The sequence below is a fragment of the Bacillus sp. FSL K6-0069 genome, from assembly GCF_038007785.1.
GTDB lineage: Bacteria > Bacillota > Bacilli > Bacillales > Bacillaceae_G > Bacillus_A > Bacillus_A mobilis.
The window spans coordinates 3120298-3140678 of sequence record NZ_JBBOXN010000001.1 but is presented as its reverse complement, the minus strand read 5'-3'; the positions used below and the strand labels follow the sequence as shown (position 1 = coordinate 3140678).

Below are 20381 nucleotides of genomic sequence, written 5' to 3'. Positions count from 1 at the left end.
TTGGTAAGGGAAGGGATTTATGATGGATTGTTCGAATGAAAATAATATAAATTACCCATTTTTAAATAAATATTCTTGTCCAGTTGAAGCTATGGTTGAGGTTATTGGTGGGAAATGGAAAGGGGTTATTTTGTATCATTTATTAGATGGTACAAAGAGGTTTAATGAATTAAAAAGATTAAAACCTAATATCACACAACGAATGTTAACACTGCAGCTGAGAGAACTTGAAGCAGACGGCATCATACATCGTGAAGTATACCGTGAAGTTCCTCCGAAAGTAGAATATTCGTTAACTGAGCTTGGTGAATCACTACGTCCAATGATTTTATTAATGATGGAATGGGCAACTCATAATATGGAGAAAGTTTTGGAGAGTAGAAATACAAAAAATAATAGTTAAGAGTTGTAGAAATAAAAGGTGTTTTCCATATGTGAAGACACCTTTTATTTTTTTACTTTCTAAAATTTTGGTTGTAATTAAAATGCATGAGAATCTATTCTTGGGATGTACTATTGATTTTGCTATGAATCAAAAACTTCCTTTTTAGTAGTAGAAGCAGCATCTAATAAAAGGAAAACGGCTGCTATAAAATGTAGAACCAGTTCTATATAAGGAAAGAAGGCAAATAGGGTAACGATAATACCGATAGAATGAGGATACGTATTCATGCCTTCTTTTTTAGATAATAAAATAGTAGTGATATGTAAAGCGATTAATAGTAGTAAAGGTATCCCATAAAGGTTAACACGACTTAGAAATAAAAAACAAAAAGGAATCAATAAAAGATGATAGATCCCTGTGGTCCACTTTAGTGCTTGTATGTAAGTTTTCAAAGTAAATCCTCCTAAAATTATTCATATCTATATATTACCAAAATTGATAGGTGATTGGATATTAAATACTTGTGGTTTTTAGTAGAATATAATTATTTTATGTTAACTAATTGTTTCGTTATCTATTAAATAGAAAAACCACCCAAACGAGGGTGGTTCGTATTATAAATAACTACTTAAAGAAGAAAGGGGAACCTTCACTTCACTACCTTCCTTCATATTCCGCAGCATAACGGTTTCTGTACTAAGTTCTTCGTCCCCAATAATAAGCACATAAGGGATATTCTCTTTATTTGCATAATTAAGGGCACGTTTTAATTTGCGTCCTGCTAGTTCGAGTTCGACTTTTAGGGAAGTGGTAGCACGTAATTGCTGGGCGATTTGTAAGCATTGTAATTCTGTCCCGAGTGGGATGATAAATACATCCGCTGTAGATGATATTGTTTCTTTCTGTGATAGTGCTGTATAAATAACGTCTAAACCGAATGAAATACCGACTGTTGGATAGCTCATATCATCACCACGGAATGCTCCAATAATATTATCGTATCGACCGCCACTACCGATGCTGGATGTAATCGATCCATCTTTTAAAAAGATTTCATACACGGTACCTGTATACATTGTAAGTCCTCGTGCTAAAAATGGATTGAATATAGCATTCTCATTTATTCCAAGGGCGATTAAATATTGCTGTAATTGTTGTAATTCGTTTACTCCTTCGGCAACGAGTGGAGTATTGAAAGCTTCTGTAAAGTCAGCAATTGAAAGCTTTAGACAAGATAAAACGGTATTACATATCGTATCAGCCATTTCTTCAGTAATTCCGCGCTCTAATACATCTTTTCGTACACCATCAATCCCAATTTTTTCGATTTTGTCTAATGATAAAATGACGTCACTCGTTCGTTCAGTAGGGATGTTAATAGACTGGAGAATACCATTTAATAATTTTCGGTTATTATATTGGATCGTTACTTCTAAGTTTAACGTTCGGAACAGTTCAAACGCCATGCTCATAAGTTCGGCTTCTGCCATGACTGATTCTACACCAACGATATCAACGTCACATTGTATGAACTCACGAAATCTTCCTTGTTTAATTGGCCCATCTCGAAAGACTTTTCCAATTTCATACCGTTTAAAAGGAAAGCGGATGCTCGGATTCATTGCCACGACTTTTGCGAATGGAATTGTTAAATCGTAGCGTAAGGCAAGGTCGCGTTTTCCTTGATCTTTAAGCGTATATATTTCTTTTAAAATTTCATCGCCACCGCCGTACTTGTAAGACATAAGCTCATACATATTTAACGTTGGTGTTTCTAACGGTTTACATCCGTATCGTTCGAACGTGTCTTCACAAGCTCTTTTAATTTTATCCTTTTCGGCAAGAAGACTCCATCTGATTTGTGTTACGGGTGAAACCCAACAATTCAGGTGGAGATGAATTGCCGTCAGTCAATAAGGCTGAACTCTTTGGTTTCGTCCATAACAATTTTCCAAGGGAGAATATGTGTTTCTTTTGTCTTACGATATGTCGGAAATAAGGAGGGAATATATCTTAAGATAACGAAATTGGATAATAATCATCATTCAGTTACTTGAACCAAAAGGAATTACGCTGAAGACCATATTCATATTTTGTTCCGTTTCGTTCCAAGTATTGATTTGTCAAAAGTAATTAATAATTTTAATGAACTCTCTAAGAAAGGTGGTGAAAACAATGGCTAGAAAGAAAGCAGTGAAAGTATTACGTAAACAAAAGAAAAGAGAAACTATGCAACGATTCACGCAGAAACAAAATATCGGACGAGCTTGTCTCACGGCTAAAGAATTCCGCTTACTGCAACGTATGTCACATAGTTCCAAAGCGTTGCGAAATGTTGGATTGTATACGATTAAACAAAGTTACTTGAATCATAACAATATAGCTACTGTAAAAGAAGTGGACACTGCTATGCAAGCCGATATGAACTACTGGGGCATGCAATCAAACTCTGTGCAGGCTATTCGTAGAGCCTTATTTACAGAAGTAAAAAGCTTTTTTAAGGCATTGGAACAATGGAAGAAAAAACCTGAAACCTTCACAGGTCGTCCTAAGTTTCCGAATTATTCTCGTTCGACTGACAAACGAATTATTGAAATCTATCAAGTTCCAAAAGTGGATGATAACGGGTATTGGATAATCCCAATGAATGTTGCATTCAGAAAAAAATTCGGTTCCATTAAAATACGTATGCCAAAGAACTTAAGAAATAAAAAAATCTCCTACATTGAGATTGTACCGAAGCAAAAAGGTCGGTTCTTTGAGGTGCATTACACATATGAAATGCACGTATCTCAAATGAAGAAACAATCTACGACCACGAGTAATGCTTTGAGTTGCGATTTAGGTGTAGATAGATTAGTAAGTTGCGTAACGAATACAGGTGATGCATTTTTAATGGATGGGAAGAAATTAAAATCTATTAACCAGTACTTCAACAAAAAGATACGTAATTTACAGCAAAAAAATATAGAAAATGGAATTTCAAAACGCGTTGTAACGAACAAAATGGCTACACTTTGGCATAAACGAGAACGACAAATAAATGGTTACATTTCACAAACTGTAGGCCTGTTGTTCAAAAAGATGAAAGTATTTAACATTGATACGGTTGTCGTAGGGTATAACGCTGGTTGGAAACAAAAATCTGGTATGGGGAAAAAGAATAATCAACAATTTGTTCAAATCCCATTTCATAAACTGATTGTGGCAATTGAGAATAAATGTGTAAAAGAAGGCATCCGATTTTTAAAACAAGAAGAAAGCTATACTTCAAAAGCTAGTTTTCTGGATAAAGATCCGGTTCCAGTTTGGTCTAAGGATGATAGGACCCATTATTACTTTAGTGGCAAACGAATGACTCGTGGTCTGTACCAAAGTAAAGCAGGAACATGTATCCATGCTGATATTAATGGTGCACTGAATACGTTGGAAAAATCAAGAGTGGTACAATTGGATGAAAATCTTAAAGTAAAAACGCCGATTCTATTAGAAGTGCAAAAACGTAAGGCTGTTGCTTCGCGCATAGCTTAGTGGGTGCGTCAACCATCCATGTGTACGCGACTTGTCGGGGCTTGTAGCACACGCCGGATTCATCTGAGTGGTGGCTTCTTCCACAAGGAAGAACTGCTCTTTTTCGAAAGGGTGGTGCAAGTGGGAAAACAATCGTTCGTTGCCAGTACCAACCAAAAACATACTTGGGGTGTTACCGGAAGGTGGCATGGATGCTAGAGCGTCAACTGTCTAGAGATAGACGAAAAGACCTAGCGTTCGAACTCAAGCCCCCACTGAAACGATTCATCTCAGTGGGGGTAGTTGACGAACGCTTCGTGGGTCAACAGGAAAAGCCCTGTACCCACGAAGAAAAATTTTTCTTCGGATACACGGCGTTACGTATGATGATGAAGTTGGAAAGAAGTATTAATATTTCGCATGACGAATCTCTCCTTAACATAAGTTTTTCCAAATTATATCAGGTGATTTTTGAATTATCGATATTTTTAGTTTTGAAATATACGTGAAGTTATGTAGGAGAAATGGAAAAGAGTGTATAATAAAACTTAATAATATGAAATAACCTTTTAAGGAGATCACTATGAAAAAAGATAAAACAAATGCGATGCGAATATTAGATAAAGAAAAGATCGAATATTCGATGATGTCATATGATCCGGAAGACGGAAAAATTGATGGTGTATCAGTAGCTGAGAAAATTGGACGAGAAGTGAGAGAAGTATATAAAACGTTAATCGCTCAAGGGAATAGTAAAAATTATCATGTGTTTATCATTCCAGTAGATGAAGAACTAAATTTAAAAGCTGCTGCAAAAGCGGTTAGTGAAAAGAAGATTGAAATGATTCCTGTAAAAGATATTACGAAAGTATCAGGATACATTCGCGGTGGTTGCTCACCAGTCGGAATGAAGAAGTTATTTTCAACATGCATTGATGAGAGTGCTCAATCGCTTGAAACGATCATAGTAAGCGGCGGGAAAATTGGTATACAAATTGAGCTGAAAGTGGATGGCTTAGCGAAAGTGACGAGAGCACAGTTTGGTGAAATAACGAAGTAAATATACATAGGAAAAGAAGTTCTTGTTTTATTAAATTTAGATAAAGATTTATAGGATAATTAGTCCATTATGAGGACGGATTATCCTTTTTTCTTGCTACTGATAATGAGACGTTATGTTAACCGGGTGTGTATACAATATTCAACCGAAAACAAACAACATATCAACTCTATAAAATGGTAAAATAGGGAAAAGGTCATTCTGAATAATACCTTTAGAAACCACTATTTATCATATAGGGGGTTTCAAAAAGTAAAGGGGGGGGATAAATGAAATATATTAATGGATTGTACATATCACTTATATTGATGATGTTCATTAATTTACTTAATTTCACAATTTTTGATAATAAATACTCAGGGATAACAATGTATCTTTCTTCCGTTATATTCATAATTGGGAGCGCATTTTTTGGAAGTGCAAAACGGCTTAAAATGAGTGAGAAAAAATAAACCTTTTAGGAGGTTATAATCATTAATGAAACAACAAGAACAAGTTATCTTTCGTGAGGTTCAGCGATCCCCAATTTGGGTATGGATACTCATATTAGGGATCTCCATGCTGATGTGGTATGGATTTATTCAACAAATAATTCTTGATATCCCGTTTGGAGATAAACCAGCTCCTAATGGTGTCTTAATTGTTATGTGGTTGTTGTTCGGGATTGCCTTTCCTGTATTAATGCTTGGAGTATTGAAACTGATCATTGAGGTCCGTGAAAAAGGTCTTTATGTCCGCTTTGTTCCTTTTCATTTTCAATATAAGCAGTACTTTTTCAAAGATATACATCATTATGAATGCATTACTTACAGTCCAATAAAACGATTTGGAGGATGGGGAATTCGTTTTAACCTTAAGAACGAAAAAGCCTATAACATGAATGGAAATAAAGGAATAGAGTTAAAGTTGCAATATAACACAGTAGTAATCGGCACTCAAAAATCAGGCGAATTAAAAAAAGCACTGGACTCAGTACAAAAAGTATAATGAAAATTAAACTTTAACAAACGGGCACAATTCAACAATTTCTACTAGGTATACCTACTTTAAAAAGAACTTAAATTTACTTCCTATATTGAAAATTATGTAAAAAATCTGTGGTGAGATGAAATGTTTGATTTTAAAGCACTTCAAAATCTTAGCTAGATGACCACGTACCGGTACCCCACAATAAAAAGGCAGGAACATATCAAATATGTTCCTGCCTTTAATTTTAAAGAGATGTTTCCTAACAGTTGATTTTGTTAACGAAAGTCGACTTTAAATCCATATTTTGTGTGAAATAAAAGCATATAATAAAAGTATGAGGTGATGATGTGAAGGAGATAAACATTCATAAAATTATTGCGGATAAGAGAAAACAAAAGGGAATTACACAGGAAGAGTTATCGGCGTATATCGGTATTACGAAGGCGTCTGTTTCTAAGTGGGAGACAGGGCAGAGTTATCCGGATATTACATTTTTACCATTGTTAGCATCGTACTTTAACATAAGTATAGATGAACTAATCTGTTATACACCGCAAATGAAACAGGAAGATATTAAAAATTTATATCATCGACTAGCGGAAGCTTTTAGTGAAGAACCGTTTGATAAAGTAATGATAGAGTGCAGAGAAATGATTAAAAAATATTATTCTTGTTTTCCGTTATTACTTCAAATGGGACTACTTTTTATAAACCACCATATGTTAACAGAGGATACGGATAAAAGAATTGAAATTTTAGAAGAGGCAATGTCTCTTTTTAGCAGGGTGCAGGGAGAAAGTGACGATGTTTCTCTTGTGAAAGAGGCGGTATCGTTTCAAGCAACTTGCTATCTTATACTCAATAGACCAAATGAGGTGCTTCAATTACTTGGCGAAACGATACGTCCTAACGTCCCAGCGGAAGATCTAATCGCACAGGCGTATCAAATGCTTGGAAATACTGAAAAGGCGAATGAAATTATGCAGATTAGTATGTATCAACATTTAATACAACTCGTTGCAACAATACCGAATTATGTAGTAGTAAATGCTTCAAACGCTGAAAAGGTAGAGTTAATTTTAAATAGAGCTTTCATGTTAATAGATATATATGAAATAGAAACATTACATCCCAATATGACTTTAAAAGTATACTATGCTGCTGCACAAGTATATTGTATGCAAGGGAATTTTGAAAGAACATTAGAAATGTTGCAGAAATACGCAACAGTTTGTGCAGCTAGTTTCACAGTAAATAGTCTGCATTTACACGGCGATTCCTATTTTGATGCGATTGATGGATGGTTTGCAGAATTTCCACTCGGTGCTAAAACGGTTAGAAATGAAGAGATTATAAAGCGGAGCATGTTAAAAAGTATTGCAGAGAATCCAGTTTTTGCTCCGATGAAAGATGTAAGAGAGTACAAAAATATAATAGCGAGTTTGAAATTTAAATTGGATATAAAAGAATAGAGGGAGGACAAAATTATGGCCTTTGATGAATATGAGGTAGTGATAAATAGTGAATTTACTTTGCGCGGTACGATTACGAAACCGAAAGCTGATGGGAAGTATGCTGCTGTTGTCATTATCGCTGGATCTGGAGAAATTGATCGTGATGGAATGATCGTACCGTTAAAGCTTGCGTCGAATATTTACAAAGATTTAGCACATGTAATAGCGAGACTTGGAGTAGTAACGCTCCGCTTTGATAAGCGCGGGGTAGGAAAGAGTGGAGGGGAATTTCAGAAGACTGGAATGTGGGATTTAGTTAGTGATATAGAGGCTACGATTACGTATTTGAAAGAACAACCATTTGTTGATCCGGAAAATATCATTTTAGTGGGTCATAGTGAAGGGTGTATGTTAGCAACTGTAGTAAACGCAAGAACACCAGTTAATGGACTCATACTTCTTACAGGAGCTGCGGAATCGTTAGAAGAAGCTACGAAAAGACAAAGAGAGATTATTTATAAGGAGTTAAAAGAACAAAAAGGAATAAAAGGAAAGTTAATGCGTCTTCTCAATATTGAGAAACGAGGAGAAAAGCAGGCGCAAAAAGCAACAGAGAAAATGATAAACTCAAAAAAAGATATTGTTAAAATTGGTTTTAAACCGATGAACGCAAAATGGTATAGAGAGCATTTTCAGCATGATATTTATAAAGATTTAATGAAAGTAACGTGCCCAGTATTAGCGATTGCTGGTGATAAAGACTTTCAGGCGAACCCTGAAAAAGCGAAGAGAATTGGTGATTATGTACAAGGCGATTCTGAAGTATATGTAGTAAAAAATATGGATCATACCTTAAAATATTTTGAAGGTGATTTTAAAGCGTTACAATTTAAAAAGATTTATGCGGAAGGTGCAGATAAGCCGCTTCATCCAGAGTTAGAAGGGATAATTGTGAATTGGATGGATGCGCGTTTTATCTCGCATAAGAGCCCTACATCAACATGAAGTGAATATGAGGGAGATGGAAAGGAGAGTAACTGTCTGTAAAAGACGGATTAGCTTAGATTAATAATAGGTATAAGTTCTTTAGTAGTTCCAAGAATATCTCCCTGACCGTACATTCTATAGTAAGATAATAAGCTTTTATTATTAGATTGCTATAGTAAATCCTCTTAATCAATTCAATATACTACTAAATTTTGTATAGGGGTGTTTATATAAGGTTCGAAGTATAAATTCATATTCCGCTTCAAAACTTTTATCTAAATCAATATAGGTGTAGGCTCAAAATAAAGTTAGAACAATTATATAACCCCCTATAAATAATCCAGGCTATTTAATATTAGGAGGAGGCCAACTATACACATAATCCATGACAGAGCTGATCCTGAATAATTAGCGATTTTCATTCGAAGCCTCTCGAGAGGTTTTTGCATCCATCGACCAAATAGGAGATAGAGGAGAAACAGCAAGAGAGAGGGCAATACCATGATAAAGTTGTATCCAGCTAAAATAGAAGACCATGCTATCCATGATAGATTAGAAGTAGTTAGTATGCCAATTGCTGCAAAATAAGGAAAGGCAGTCCCCGCTTCAATTAATGTAGTAGTGAATCCGAGCGCAATTATTGAAAGAATGCTATTTGATTTTGGTGAAGAGAGCTTTGAACGTTTCTTTGGTGGAATATAAAAGCTTGCGATGAATAATAGGGATCCAATAATAAAGAACGTCCAGCTTACGATTCGGTTTTGAAATACGCCAGAAAAAATCTCAAACAAAAAATCTAATCCTAGCATTAGTGAAATTCCAACAGCAAAATAACATCCAGCTACCGTCAATAAATAAACAAATAAACGTTTCGTAAGACGCTCTTTATCTGTTAAAAGTAGATATATTGTTACTCCTATTGTAGTAGGGCTTAGCGTGTCCAATATAGCTAATCCGCCTATTAGGAGAAGTTGTTCTGTACCCATCGCTCGTTCTCCCTTATTTCGGCTCAGGATTATTTTTTTCAGTCATAAAAATGTCATATGCCTCGTTCATAAACTGAAGCACATCTTGATCAATTGGATATAAACTAAGTTTTTCTGATTGTTTTGGAGACATCCTTATCTCCCAAAGCTTATTTAGAAATTCATCCTCACCTTCAAATTCTTCTAAGCGTTTTTCCTCCATTCTTCTCATGATATTTTGAACTTTTGTTGCTTTTGGGCCATCCTTCATATAACGCTTTAACTGGCCGATGAGAGCAATCCATTCAAGTGAATCAGGACAGTCACTTGCCATTTTAGGAACCTTTTCCAATAGCTTTATTTCTTTTTCTTTAAATATTGATTCGCGATAATACTGTTGTATATCTTTATCTTTATCTTTGCTGGATAATTGCATAATCTTCTGAATCGCAATCCAGCTTTCTTCCCCTTCTATCGCAATTCCATTTATCAATTCCCGTAAGGATAATTCTATTTTCTTTAAATGTTCCTGCTCTTTTATTACGTAAGATAATTGACTCTGTAAACTATCCGACCAATCCCATTCATTGAAATCGAGCATATTTTTAATCTCTTGCAACGGAAATCCAACTTTTTTTAAAAATTGAACTTGCTGTAGTTTTTTTATTTCTTCATTTGTATATAAACGATGGCCACCTTCTGTTTTTGATGCTGGTTTTAATAATCCGATTTTATCGTAATAACGCAGTGTCCTTACTGTAACACCAGTCAATTCTCCAACTTTATTAATGTGTATCAACTGATAAACCTACCTTTCTGAACGTTAAGGTTTTATTGTTAACGATTATTTTCTTCATACCACATCTATTCTTCTTTACTAAAAAGATTTTTAAGTAAGTAGCCTGCTCCTAATCCAATTAGCACACCAGGAAATGCATGATCCAATGTCAGTCCGATTCCTGCACCTATAATGACACATCCATAAATAATAATATCGCCTTGTTTCATCTAAAAACCTCCTATTTTTCTAATTTCTTTTATGAAATTGCTAAATAGTAGCTACTTAACAGTATATAAAATGACCCAACGTCAACTTCAAGTGTTTTTGAGTTTTATTAATAAATTTATATAACTCTTTAACTGAAGGCTAAGTTTCAAAATGTTTTTATGGACTTATCGTTCCGAAATATTTATACTAAATTATATAATAGGGGGTGTTGTTAATTGGGTAGAAAGATTCGTTTTAACAAAGAACATGCTTTAAATAAAGCGATGCATTTATTCTGGGAGAAAGGTTATGATGCTACATATATATCAGATCTTATTGAAACGATGGGCATAAGTCGCTCTACTCTCTACGATAGTTTTGGAGATAAGGATGCACTATTTAAACTAGTTTTGGAACATTATAAAAACTATGGCTCTCAAAAGAGAAATTTACTTTTTAGCGGTATAAACACAAAAGCATCACTTACATCCTTTTTTTATCAACATATTGAAAAATGCTATTCAGATGAAATTCCAGAAGGCTGTATTATAACTAATTCTTCTTTGCTTATTGGACAAATTGATCCTGCCATAGAAGAAATACTCATAAATGATTTTAATGAACTTGAAAAAATATTTAAGCAAGTTATCGAAGAAGGAAAAAGGAGAGGAGAAATTTCACAAGAGGCTGATACTGAATTAGTTGCATATTCTTTATTAAGTTTAAATCATAGCCTGAATATAATGTCTAAATATAAAAAAGAAAAAAATTTAGCCTATCGTCTAGTAGATAAGACTATTGCAGACCTATAGTCTTTCTTTTTTAAACATTTCGGAATGAACGTTCCAAAAAAGAAAGGAATGATAAAGTTGAATAACAAGACAAATTTTCTAATCTTTATTTTAGCGATTAGTTGTGGCTCACTTGCTGCAAATATTTATTATGCACAGCCAATTGTACAATTCATTGCAAAGGATTTGGATATCTCTTCTGATTTATCTGGATTGCTTACTACTTTAACGCAAATTGGGTATGGATTGGGATTGTTTTTTATCGTACCAATGGCAGATTTATTTAAAAGTAAGAAAGTAATAGGGATTCTTATCGGGCTAACTATTTTTTCTTTAATTGGTACGCTAATTTCGACAAATGGAATTATTTTTTTACTATTAACAACTATAATTGGCATTGGAGCCTGTGCGGCTCAAATGTTAGTTCCGCTAACAATGAGGATTGTGCCTATTGAAGAGACGGGTAAATATGTGGGGAAAGTAATGAGTGGTTTATTGATTGGGATTATGATTGCTCGCCCATTATCTATCGGAATAGCTGATTGGTTCGGCTGGAGAATGGTATTCCTTGTTTCATTAATAGTCTTAGTTGTTGTCTTACTGTTAATTATAAAATTTTTACCCAACTATGAAGTGATATCGAATAGTAACATGCGATATCCAAACTTGATAGCTTCTATGGTAAAACTACTACTACATACTTCTTCGTTACAACAAAGAGCTTTTTATCACGCATGCTTATTCGCAACATTTAGCCTTTATTGGACAGTTATTCCCATTTTATTAAGGTCAGAGCCATTACATTTCTCAAATAATGAAATTGCCTTGTTTGGATTTGTTGCAATAGCTGGAGCTTTATTAACTCCTACTATTGGTAAAATAGCAGATAAAGGTTATATTTTTACAATGACTAATGTATCAATGGCGCTTGTATTATTATCAATCACACTATTATTTTTTGTTCAAGATCATTCACTATTTAGTATGATATTAATACTTATCTCAGGCATTTGCATCGATATTGGTGTAGCAGGAAATTTATTATTAGGTCAAAAAGTTATCTTTAGTTTGAATCCCAAGATAAGAAATAGACTGAATGGATTATATATGACTATTTTCTTTTTGGGAGGAGCCTTTGGTTCATGGATTGGAAGTTATACGTACTATAAATTTAATAGTGAAGTAACTTTACTCATTGGAGCAGCTTTTCCTTTAATCGCCTTATTTGTTCATTTCATAATAAATAATACAAAAAAATTATCTGAAACCAAAAGTAAATACATATCTTGACTATTCATTTCTCTAAAAAGTCAGGGTTAAAATCCAATGTGGGGTACCTTTGAGGGACATGGGGATCGTCACATTAGTTTAGTATTTTTGATTGCAAGTTTTTTTGTGGTATCATCCGCTGGGGAATGAATAATATCATCCTTTTTACATGTAAAAACGAACATTTTAATTATTTTTAGTTAAAATGTTCATATTTAGATTGCGTGCACACTAAAAGTTTGATATATTACCAATATAATAATTTTGAATATCATCACTCGTATATACTCGGTAATATGGTCCGAGCGTTTCTACCTAGTTCCCAATGAAAGAACTGGACTACGGGTTAAAGTATTCGGCCGTGCTATTTCATGAGCGCTACCGATCTATAATTTGGCATTTGTTTTATCTTTTGCTCAATTAACTTTGACTACCGTAGTTCTAGAAAGTAGAGATTCTTCTACAATTTCTAGAACTTTTTTGTTTGGACCAAAAGCATCGAGTATAGAAAACAACAAGAGAAAGAGGAGATTATTTATGAAGAACAATATGCTGAAAAAATGTGCGGCGCTAGTAACTACTACGGTATTGTCATTCTCAATACTTGCGGGGTGTAATGGAAGTCCAAAACAAGTAGTAGAGGCAAAAAGTAATCAACAACCTATCTTAATTCAAGGGCCAATGCCGATAGAGGCTGAGAAGTTTGCAAAAAGATTAAAAAATGTGAAAGAAGAAAAGTCTGGAACTTTCGTATTTTATAAAGGCACTGTCGACAATTATCCTGTAATCGTAGCGAAAACAGGTAAAGGAATGGAAAATACAGCAGCCGCTACAGCAGTGGCTATTGAAAAATATAAGCCTAAGGCGATTATTAACCAAGGAACATCAGGTGGACATGATCCAAATTTAAACGTATTTGATATTGTTTTAGGAAAACAAGTAGCAAACATAGGTTCATTAAAAACAACAAATATGGATGAGAATCAAGGGATTGAACCGACAAAATGGATTTCAATGGACTTAATGGCTTCTGAAGGAAGTGCAGGAGAAGATCCAAATGCTGAGAAAATCCGATATTACGAGGGAGATAAGGATTTACTTGCAGCAGCTAATGCGGTAAAAGATAAATATACAAAAGGTAAAGTGGTGGAAGGGACTATAGGTTCAGCAGATCTTTGGAATAATGAAGTGGATAGAATTAAGTGGTTCCATACAAAATACGGTACATCTGTAGAAGAAATGGAAGGTGCTGCAGCAGCGCAAATTGCAAAAGCTTATGACGTATCATTTTTAGGGATTCGAGTATTATCTAACAATAAAACAAACGGGGGCAAATACAATCCAAATACAGCGGCGGCGAATCAAGAATATGTATATGAAGTAGTTAAAAAGTATATTGATACGTTGCCAAATAAATAGTAGTAATTCTGTCTCAACATAAAAATGTTATCATTACTGCACAATGTGTTGTGAACTCAGAATTACCAAAGTTCCTTTCATTAAAATAGATTGGTGCCTTACATGGTATCCAATCTATTTTTGTGCTTATTCTTCAGAGGAAGAAGGGTTTTACATAAAAAATAAAGACAGTTATAGAAAAAGGAAAAGTCGATTTATCAAATATGCATAATTGCATAAAAAAATTGGGATTTATGAGTTAACATTAAACTACTTTTTAATTGTAAAGAATATTTTAATAATCTTTACTAGAGAAGGATATTCCTTGAGAAGTAGATAAACCAAAAGTATGGAAATAATACAGACTCAATAGAGTTTTGTATTAAATAAAAGGAAAAGGATGGCTATGGCTTTCTAAAAGTTTTTTGGGGGTTAGAAAGCACTTTTTAGTTAACAGCTTCAAATTATATTTTAAAGGGGAAATGGGTATATGAAGTTTCGAAATACAAAGCTTGCTATGGTTACACTATCTTCATTTTTTATTTTAGGTACGGCATCTCTATCATTCACAGATATCATACACGGTGAAGTAGCTTCTGCATCACCACAAGAGATCACTGTAAAAAGCTATGACGATACATATTATAATAATGCAATAGGAAAAACGGGTTTAGAATTAAAGAAGGAACTTCATAATATTATTGATGATCATACAAAGTTATCATACAGTGCGGTTTGGGAAGCGCTAAGAGATACGGATGAAGATCCAAATAATAAAAACAATGTGATACTCTTATATACTGGGCGTTCGCAAGGGAAACTTACGAATGGTTCAGGAGTTGATAATTGGAACCGAGAGCATGTTTGGGCAAAATCTCACGGTGATTTTGGAACGACTGCAGGAGCTGGAACAGATTTGCATCATTTAAGAGCGACGGATGTATCTGTAAATAGTTCACGTGGAAATCTGGATTTTGATAATGGTGGTGTGAATCATTCGGAAGCGACAGAATGTAAATACGATAGTGATTCTTGGGAACCTCGTGATAGTGTAAAAGGAGATATCGCTAGAATGCTATTTTACATGGCTGTTCGTTATGAAGGAGACAACGGCGAAATAGACTTAGAATTAAATGAAAAGGTGAATAACAATAAAGATCCATACATGGGCAAACTATCCGTTTTACTAAAATGGAATGAACAAGACCCGGTAGATGATTTAGAGCGAAAGCGTAATGAAGTGATTTTTACGAAATATCAACATAATCGTAATCCTTTTATTGATCATCCGGAATGGGTAAATAAAATTTGGAAGTAAAATACCTAAAGGTATTTTACTTTGAGAGAAGGGATTGATCACTATGATCAATCCCTATTTATATCTATACTAGAATAAATAATGTTTATAGGGTTGGATTGGAGAATAGAATATATATTTTATCAAGTTAAGTATAATATGAGTCTTTTAATACGGTCCCCACTCAATATTCACGCCAATAATAAGAAAAATAAGTCCGATGATAAACCAAATGAATGCAAGTGGAGCCATGAATCGAATCCATTTTCCGTAAGAAATGCCGCTCGCTGCGAGTACGCCCATTAAAACACCGGAAGTTGGATTAAGGCAGTTCACTACTCCTTCGCCAAGCATCACAGCTTGTACTGTAACTTGGCGTGTAATGTGCATGAAATCGGCAAGTGGAGCTAATATCGGAATGAAAATAACAGATTCTCCTGTCCCGGATGAAATGAGGAAATGTAATGCGGCACTACTTACATACATACCGATAACACCAAATACAGGGCTTTGTCCTTCGAGAGATTGTGCGAGCTGATTCACAATTGTATCAAGTAATTTGCCTTGTTCTAGAATGACTGAAATACAACGAGCCATTCCGACGATTAAAGCACCGTATATGAGATTTTGGCAGCCTGCTAGAAAAGTAGAAGCGATATCGTTTGCTTTCATGCCGCCTATTATTCCCGCTGTAATTGCTATGAAAATAAAAGTAGCGGTCATTTCTGCGTCTGTCCAATGTAGACGGAAAGCACCTATTAAAAATGCAATTAATGATAAAGCTGAAACGAGTAAAATTAATTTATGACGTATTGTCCAAGGAACTTCAGTTTTCTCCGTTTCTTTCTCACTTGAAAGAGCATTACTTGGAAACCAGTTGTCTCCGAGTATGCTTCCTTTATTCGATTTTTTTAATCGTTTTACATACCAATTAATATATAAAATGGTGGCAATTAAAAAAGAGATATAGATTGCTGTGCGTAAACCAATTCCTGAAAACATAGGAAGTTCTGCGATTTTTTGTGAAATGCCTAAAGGTGAGGGAGATAAAATAGTAGCATTAAAACCAGCATAAGTGCCTAAATAAATAATTGCTACGCCGACGATAGCGTCCCATTTTAATGTGCGTGCAACGATGATGCCGATGGGGATAAAGCCGATAACTGAGTTAACGATAATGCCAGTCGTTCCGAGAATAGAAAAGAGTGCAGCGACAATACAAATGAAAAGTAATTGCTGATTACGAAATTTGTTAATCACATGATAGATTAAACCGTCAAGAGCACCTGTTTTTTCAAGAATGGCAATAGCTCCACCTGTAAATAAAATTAAGAAGATGATAGGAGCAGCAAGCGTCATTCCTTTTTCAATAGCGGTAAAAAAAGAAACAAATCCTACTGGCGATTGTGGAACAGAATGATAACTTCCTGGTATTGTCGTTGTAACAGTACCATTTGTAACTCTTTTAAACTCTCCAGCAGGAACGAAATATGTAGCTATTGCACAAAGTAAGGCAATAAAAAATAGTAGTACGTACGCGTCAGGCATTTTAAATTTTCGTTTGCTCGGCTGCTTTTTTACCTCGGTCTGTAATTGCATAAAATCCCTCCTTTTTCACTTGGTTAATTTTTAATATTCTGAAATTTATCTGTGAAATAGATTATAATAAAGGTGGCTTCTTAAGGCAATAGTTTTTCTGTCCTTTTCTTACATATACAAATTCTTGCAACATTAGACAGGGAAACGAAAATAATCAAAGAATATGTTATATAGAAAGAATAAGGAAAAGAGGGAAAAAGATGTGGAAAACTACCGATCTATGTGATGAGTTTGAAAAGGAATTACAAATATGTCGCCAGTCTTTTCGGTCGTTTGGGAAGAAGGAACAGTTTTACGGGAAAATTGCAACGGTAAAGGTGAAGGATGATAATGTACTAGTGAAGGAAGGATTGCAAACACTACCAGAAGGAACGGTATTAGTTGTTGATGGTGGAGCGTCCACGAATTGTGCGTTACTGGGCGATAATTTGGCAGCTATTGCGGAGGAAAGAAAGCTGGCAGGGATTATTGTAAATGGATATGTTCGTGATTCTAGTGAACTAAAGAATATTAATATTGGTATTTTAGCGTTAGGGACGATGCCAAATAGAAGTGTAAAAGAGGGAAAAGGAGAGCGGAATATTTCGTTGCAATTTGGACGAGTAGAATGGAAACCGAATGAATATGTGTATGCGGATGAAGATGGCGTCATTATTAGTAAAAAGAGTTTGCATCGTTAAAGGTTAGTAAGTTATTATTCTTAGAAAATAAATCCGATAAAGCATGGACAAAATTCTTTGTCAATAGTAAAATAATACAGAAATTTAAAATTAACAGAATGTATAGGTTTATCGTTTTACGATAACTGAAATGGAAGTAAGTTGTGCCTAGAAAAGTGAATGTTATCACAATGATACGTTCATAAACAAAATTATTTTTCCTATACAAATATAGCCGCGAATGATGCGGGTCGGAGGTGTTGCACAGTTTGTTCGACACTTACAAAAAAAGAGTGTCAAATGCACGCCCTTGAAGGGCCTTTTTTTGTGTAAATAGTAGTAAGGGAGGAAATTTTGGGATGGCAATGTTGAAAAAATGGCTGCTTACGTCGTTAATGGCAGTTACACTTGTATTTGTTTCTTTTGTGAATACAGTACATATTACGTTTGCTGAAGGAAATACAGCAAAACTTGCAATTATTGGTGAATCACAAAAGGGCATTATGTTATGTCCGAAAGAAGAGCAGATTACAGATGGGGAAACAGCTTTAAGTTTGCTGCAAAAAGTCATGGGGGACAAAGTAACAGCAGAGACGATGTCTTTTGGAACGTATGTTAAAGGCATTGACGGCTTAATGGCTGGGGACACAAGTGGCTGGTTGTATGATGTAAATGATAAATCTGCAGAAGTTGGAGCAGATAGTTATAAATTAAATGCTGGAGATGTTGTTGTCTTTCGTTTTGTTGCAGACTGGAGCAATATGAGCCAGGAAACATTACAGCAAACATTAGATAAATTTGGTACTTGTAAAACTGTAGAAGAACCAAAGACAGATGATCCAAAACAAGAAAAACCAGAAGAACCAAAGACAGATGATCCAAAACAAGAAAAACCAGAAGAACCAAAAACGGATGATCCAAAACAAGAAAAACCAGAAGAACCAAAAACAGATGATCCAAAACAAGAAAAACCAGAAGAGCCAAAAACAGATGATCCAAAACAAGAACAACCAAAGCAAGAGAACATTCAAATTTCAGCAAAACAAGTAAATGATGCTATCTCTAAGACGTCTGAAAAGATGTTACAAGATGGAATTGAAAGTGATTGGGTAGCTTTAGGTCTTTCACGTTCTGGAAAGAATGTTCCAATTGATGCGAAATTAAATTATGTTAAGTCGGTAACTGAAAAAGTAGAAAAACGCATTAACCGCTTTTCAGCGACAGATTTAGCTAGAACAATTATTATGATGAATGCAATGCATGCAGACCCTACAAAGGTAGGCGAACATAATTTAATTCAAAAATTGTACGAATCAGATAAAGTAAATTCTGTTACAGGTTATACATTTGCTTTACTTGCATTTGATACGAAGAAATATGAAGTTCCAGTGAATTCAAAATGGAATCGAGTTGCTTTAGTTGATGCGCTTTTAAACGCGCAACATACAGATGGCGGCTGGACTTACGATAGCGCAAGCAGTAAAGACAGTGCTAGTAGCGTTGATGTAACAGGTATGGTTTTATCAGCATTAGCTCCTTATCAAGATCGACCGGATGTGAAGCCAGCTGTAGAAAAAGCTGTTGCCTATTTATATAACGAACAACTAGAAAATGGTGGTTTTTCTGCTGATGGACAAGAGAATTCTAATAGTGCTGCGCAAGCGATTATTGGATTATCACTTGTTAAAGATGCAGATCAACATCGTCTACATAAGGCAATGCAAAATCTACTATCATACCAACTTCCAAATGGTGAATTCAAATGGTTACCAAGTGATCAAAACGGTAGCGGAATGGCTACAGAGCAAGCATTCTTAGCTTTACTTCAGTTTAAAGACCTTGGGAAATCGATTTATGACTGGTCAAATGTATCTGTTCCTGAAATCGATAAGAAACCAAATGTGGATTCAGAAAATGTTGTAGTAGAAAAAGAAGTTACTGAACAACCACAAGAACAAAAACAAGTACAAGAAGAAACGAAAGATGACACGCTAAAAGTTGTTGTCGATAACGAACCAGTTAAAAATAAAAAATCCGGAAACGGTAGCACGTTACCACAAACAGGAGCATCTTCTCATAGTGCAGCTACAGAAGTAGGTATGGGTGTATTATGTATTGCTTCTGCATATGTATTATGGAGACGTAAAGCAGCTTAACAAAAATTAGGAGCAATCATTTGCTCCTAATTTTTAATATGAAAGGTGAGAGACAACATGAGTAAGATGAAGTGGTTTATTTCTTTCATGCTTTCACTTGGGCTACTTGCCGGATGTGAAGAGGCAGCTGTAAAGCCTGAGAAGAAAGTAGAACCAAAGCAAGAAGAGGTAGCAAAACAAGAAGAGAAAAAAGAAGAAGCGAAACCGGAAGAAAAGCCGGAAGAAAAACCGGCTGAACAAGAGCAAAAGCAGCAAGAAGAGCAGAAAGAGAAGCAAGAACAAAAAGTAGAAGAGAAGCCAAAAGAAGAAAAGCCACAGGCACAACCGGAAGTAAAGAAAGAAGAGAAACCGCAGGAACAGCCTGCTGTTAATAAACAACCAGAACAACAAAAAGCACAAGAAGAGAAACAACAAGAGCAACTAAAAACGCCAGAAGTAAAAGAAGAAGCAAAGGTTGTGAATCAGCCGAAAGAAACACCGAAGCAGGAGCAAAAAGTTGATCCGAATAAAGAGGAGAAAACGATACCGACTCCGACCGTTCCAAAGCCAGTACCACCTAAACCAGATACAGTACCAGAACCACCTAAACCACAAGCAAAACAAGTTACTATCTCAGTAAAAGGTAATGAAGGATACTTATTAGGTGCGAAAAAGGTTGATGTACAAGAAGGCGATACAGTTTATAAAGTATTGCAACGTACCGGATTAGATGTGGATGCGAGTGGCTCTAAAGGTGATATTTACGTAAAAGGGATTAATGATTTATATGAAAAAGATGTTACAGCTACTAGTGGATGGAAATATCGTGTGAACGGTTCGTTTCCAAACCATAGTGCAGGTGTAGTAACAGTTAAACCAGGAGATACAATTGAGTGGGTGTATGTATTAAAATAA

21 protein-coding genes and 1 riboswitch are annotated in these 20381 nt (G+C 35.0%); of the genes, 15 read left to right on the top strand and 6 right to left on the bottom strand.

Annotation, left to right across the window (positions count from 1 at the left end; translation table 11 throughout):
- The first annotated feature begins 22 nt into the window (after nt 1-22).
- Nucleotides 23-403 carry a winged helix-turn-helix transcriptional regulator gene (locus MHB74_RS16110; protein WP_000340656.1) on the top strand — a complete coding sequence of 127 codons (381 nt, stop codon included), beginning with the start codon at nt 23-25 and terminating at the stop codon, nt 401-403.
- 122 nt (nt 404-525) lie between these two features.
- Here the strand turns inward: MHB74_RS16110 and MHB74_RS16105 are convergent, their stop codons facing one another.
- Nucleotides 526-837 carry a hypothetical protein gene (locus MHB74_RS16105; RefSeq protein ID WP_061680285.1) on the bottom strand — a complete coding sequence of 104 codons (312 nt, stop codon included), beginning with the start codon at nt 835-837 and terminating at the stop codon, nt 526-528.
- Between the two features lie 162 nt (nt 838-999).
- Nucleotides 1000-2274, bottom strand: coding sequence for a histidine--tRNA ligase (locus MHB74_RS16100; protein ID WP_061680284.1), 1275 nt, complete (start codon nt 2272-2274; stop codon nt 1000-1002).
- Nucleotides 2275-2478: 204 nt separating this feature from the next.
- On the opposite strand from MHB74_RS16100, the gene MHB74_RS16095 reads away from it, so the two are divergent.
- The 7 genes from MHB74_RS16095 to MHB74_RS16065 all read left to right on the top strand — a co-directional run bounded on the left by MHB74_RS16095 (nt 2479) and on the right by MHB74_RS16065 (nt 8383).
- Complete coding sequence (locus tag MHB74_RS16095; RefSeq protein ID WP_161491756.1) at nt 2479-2568, top strand: hypothetical protein; 90 nt, start codon at nt 2479-2481, stop codon at nt 2566-2568.
- Nucleotides 2561-3916 (top strand): transposase, encoded by a 1356-nt coding sequence (locus tag MHB74_RS16090; RefSeq protein WP_270400964.1) that lies wholly within the window; start codon nt 2561-2563, stop codon nt 3914-3916. Before MHB74_RS16095 ends, MHB74_RS16090 begins: the two co-directional genes overlap by 8 nt.
- Nucleotides 3917-4478: 562 nt before the next feature.
- Nucleotides 4479-4955 carry a Cys-tRNA(Pro) deacylase gene (ybaK, locus tag MHB74_RS16085; RefSeq protein WP_061679187.1) on the top strand — a complete coding sequence of 159 codons (477 nt, stop codon included), beginning with the start codon at nt 4479-4481 and terminating at the stop codon, nt 4953-4955.
- A 269-nt stretch (nt 4956-5224) separates the two neighbouring features.
- Nucleotides 5225-5407 (top strand): hypothetical protein, encoded by a 183-nt coding sequence (locus tag MHB74_RS16080; protein ID WP_000875162.1) that lies wholly within the window; start codon nt 5225-5227, stop codon nt 5405-5407.
- 25 nt (nt 5408-5432) lie between these two features.
- The gene (locus MHB74_RS16075) at nt 5433-5942 is read left to right on the top strand and encodes a DUF6141 family protein (RefSeq protein WP_061679188.1); all 510 of its coding nucleotides are present in this window, start codon (nt 5433-5435) and stop codon (nt 5940-5942) included.
- 329 nt (nt 5943-6271) lie between these two features.
- Nucleotides 6272-7396 (top strand): helix-turn-helix domain-containing protein, encoded by a 1125-nt coding sequence (locus MHB74_RS16070; protein WP_061679189.1) that lies wholly within the window; start codon nt 6272-6274, stop codon nt 7394-7396.
- A 15-nt stretch (nt 7397-7411) separates the two neighbouring features.
- The gene (locus MHB74_RS16065) at nt 7412-8383 is read left to right on the top strand and encodes an alpha/beta hydrolase family protein (RefSeq protein WP_061679190.1); all 972 of its coding nucleotides are present in this window, start codon (nt 7412-7414) and stop codon (nt 8381-8383) included.
- A 311-nt stretch (nt 8384-8694) separates the two neighbouring features.
- Here the strand turns inward: MHB74_RS16065 and MHB74_RS16060 are convergent, their stop codons facing one another.
- The 3 genes from MHB74_RS16060 to MHB74_RS16050 all read right to left on the bottom strand — a co-directional run bounded on the left by MHB74_RS16060 (nt 8695) and on the right by MHB74_RS16050 (nt 10338).
- Nucleotides 8695-9351: a GAP family protein gene (locus tag MHB74_RS16060; protein ID WP_061679191.1), complete on the bottom strand. Its 657-nt coding sequence runs from the start codon at nt 9349-9351 to the stop codon at nt 8695-8697.
- A 13-nt stretch (nt 9352-9364) separates the two neighbouring features.
- A complete protein-coding gene (locus MHB74_RS16055; RefSeq protein WP_061679192.1) occupies nt 9365-10129 on the bottom strand; it encodes a MerR family transcriptional regulator in 765 nt (254 codons plus the stop codon).
- Between the two features lie 65 nt (nt 10130-10194).
- Entirely contained in the window at nt 10195-10338 is a 144-nt protein-coding gene (locus tag MHB74_RS16050; RefSeq protein ID WP_175562460.1) for a hypothetical protein, read from the bottom strand.
- Nucleotides 10339-10554: 216 nt separating this feature from the next.
- On the opposite strand from MHB74_RS16050, the gene MHB74_RS16045 reads away from it, so the two are divergent.
- From MHB74_RS16045 to MHB74_RS16030, 4 genes are all read left to right on the top strand, one after another.
- Entirely contained in the window at nt 10555-11130 is a 576-nt protein-coding gene (locus tag MHB74_RS16045; RefSeq protein ID WP_061679193.1) for a TetR/AcrR family transcriptional regulator, read from the top strand.
- A gap of 48 nt (nt 11131-11178) precedes the next feature.
- On the top strand, nt 11179-12399 hold the full coding sequence (locus MHB74_RS16040; RefSeq protein WP_061679194.1) for an MFS transporter: 1221 nt from the start codon (nt 11179-11181) through the stop codon (nt 12397-12399).
- Between the two features lie 237 nt (nt 12400-12636).
- Nucleotides 12637-12740: riboswitch (purine riboswitch) on the top strand.
- Nucleotides 12741-12915: 175 nt separating this feature from the next.
- Nucleotides 12916-13797 (top strand): 5'-methylthioadenosine/S-adenosylhomocysteine nucleosidase, encoded by an 882-nt coding sequence (locus MHB74_RS16035; RefSeq protein ID WP_061679195.1) that lies wholly within the window; start codon nt 12916-12918, stop codon nt 13795-13797.
- Nucleotides 13798-14266: 469 nt separating this feature from the next.
- Nucleotides 14267-15094: an endonuclease I family protein gene (locus tag MHB74_RS16030; protein WP_061679196.1), complete on the top strand. Its 828-nt coding sequence runs from the start codon at nt 14267-14269 to the stop codon at nt 15092-15094.
- A 147-nt stretch (nt 15095-15241) separates the two neighbouring features.
- Here MHB74_RS16030 and MHB74_RS16025 read toward each other — a convergent pair whose 3' ends face one another.
- Nucleotides 15242-16672, bottom strand: a complete 1431-nt coding sequence (locus MHB74_RS16025) for a YfcC family protein (RefSeq protein ID WP_061679197.1) — start codon at nt 16670-16672, stop codon at nt 15242-15244.
- Between the two features lie 200 nt (nt 16673-16872).
- On the opposite strand from MHB74_RS16025, the gene rraA reads away from it, so the two are divergent.
- From rraA to MHB74_RS16010, 3 genes are all read left to right on the top strand, one after another.
- Nucleotides 16873-17352 (top strand): ribonuclease E activity regulator RraA, encoded by a 480-nt coding sequence (gene rraA, locus MHB74_RS16020; RefSeq protein WP_061679198.1) that lies wholly within the window; start codon nt 16873-16875, stop codon nt 17350-17352.
- Between the two features lie 338 nt (nt 17353-17690).
- Nucleotides 17691-19487, top strand: coding sequence for a DUF4430 domain-containing protein (locus MHB74_RS16015; RefSeq protein WP_061679199.1), 1797 nt, complete (start codon nt 17691-17693; stop codon nt 19485-19487).
- Between the two features lie 57 nt (nt 19488-19544).
- A complete protein-coding gene (locus MHB74_RS16010) occupies nt 19545-20381 on the top strand; it encodes a DUF4430 domain-containing protein (RefSeq protein WP_061679200.1) in 837 nt (278 codons plus the stop codon).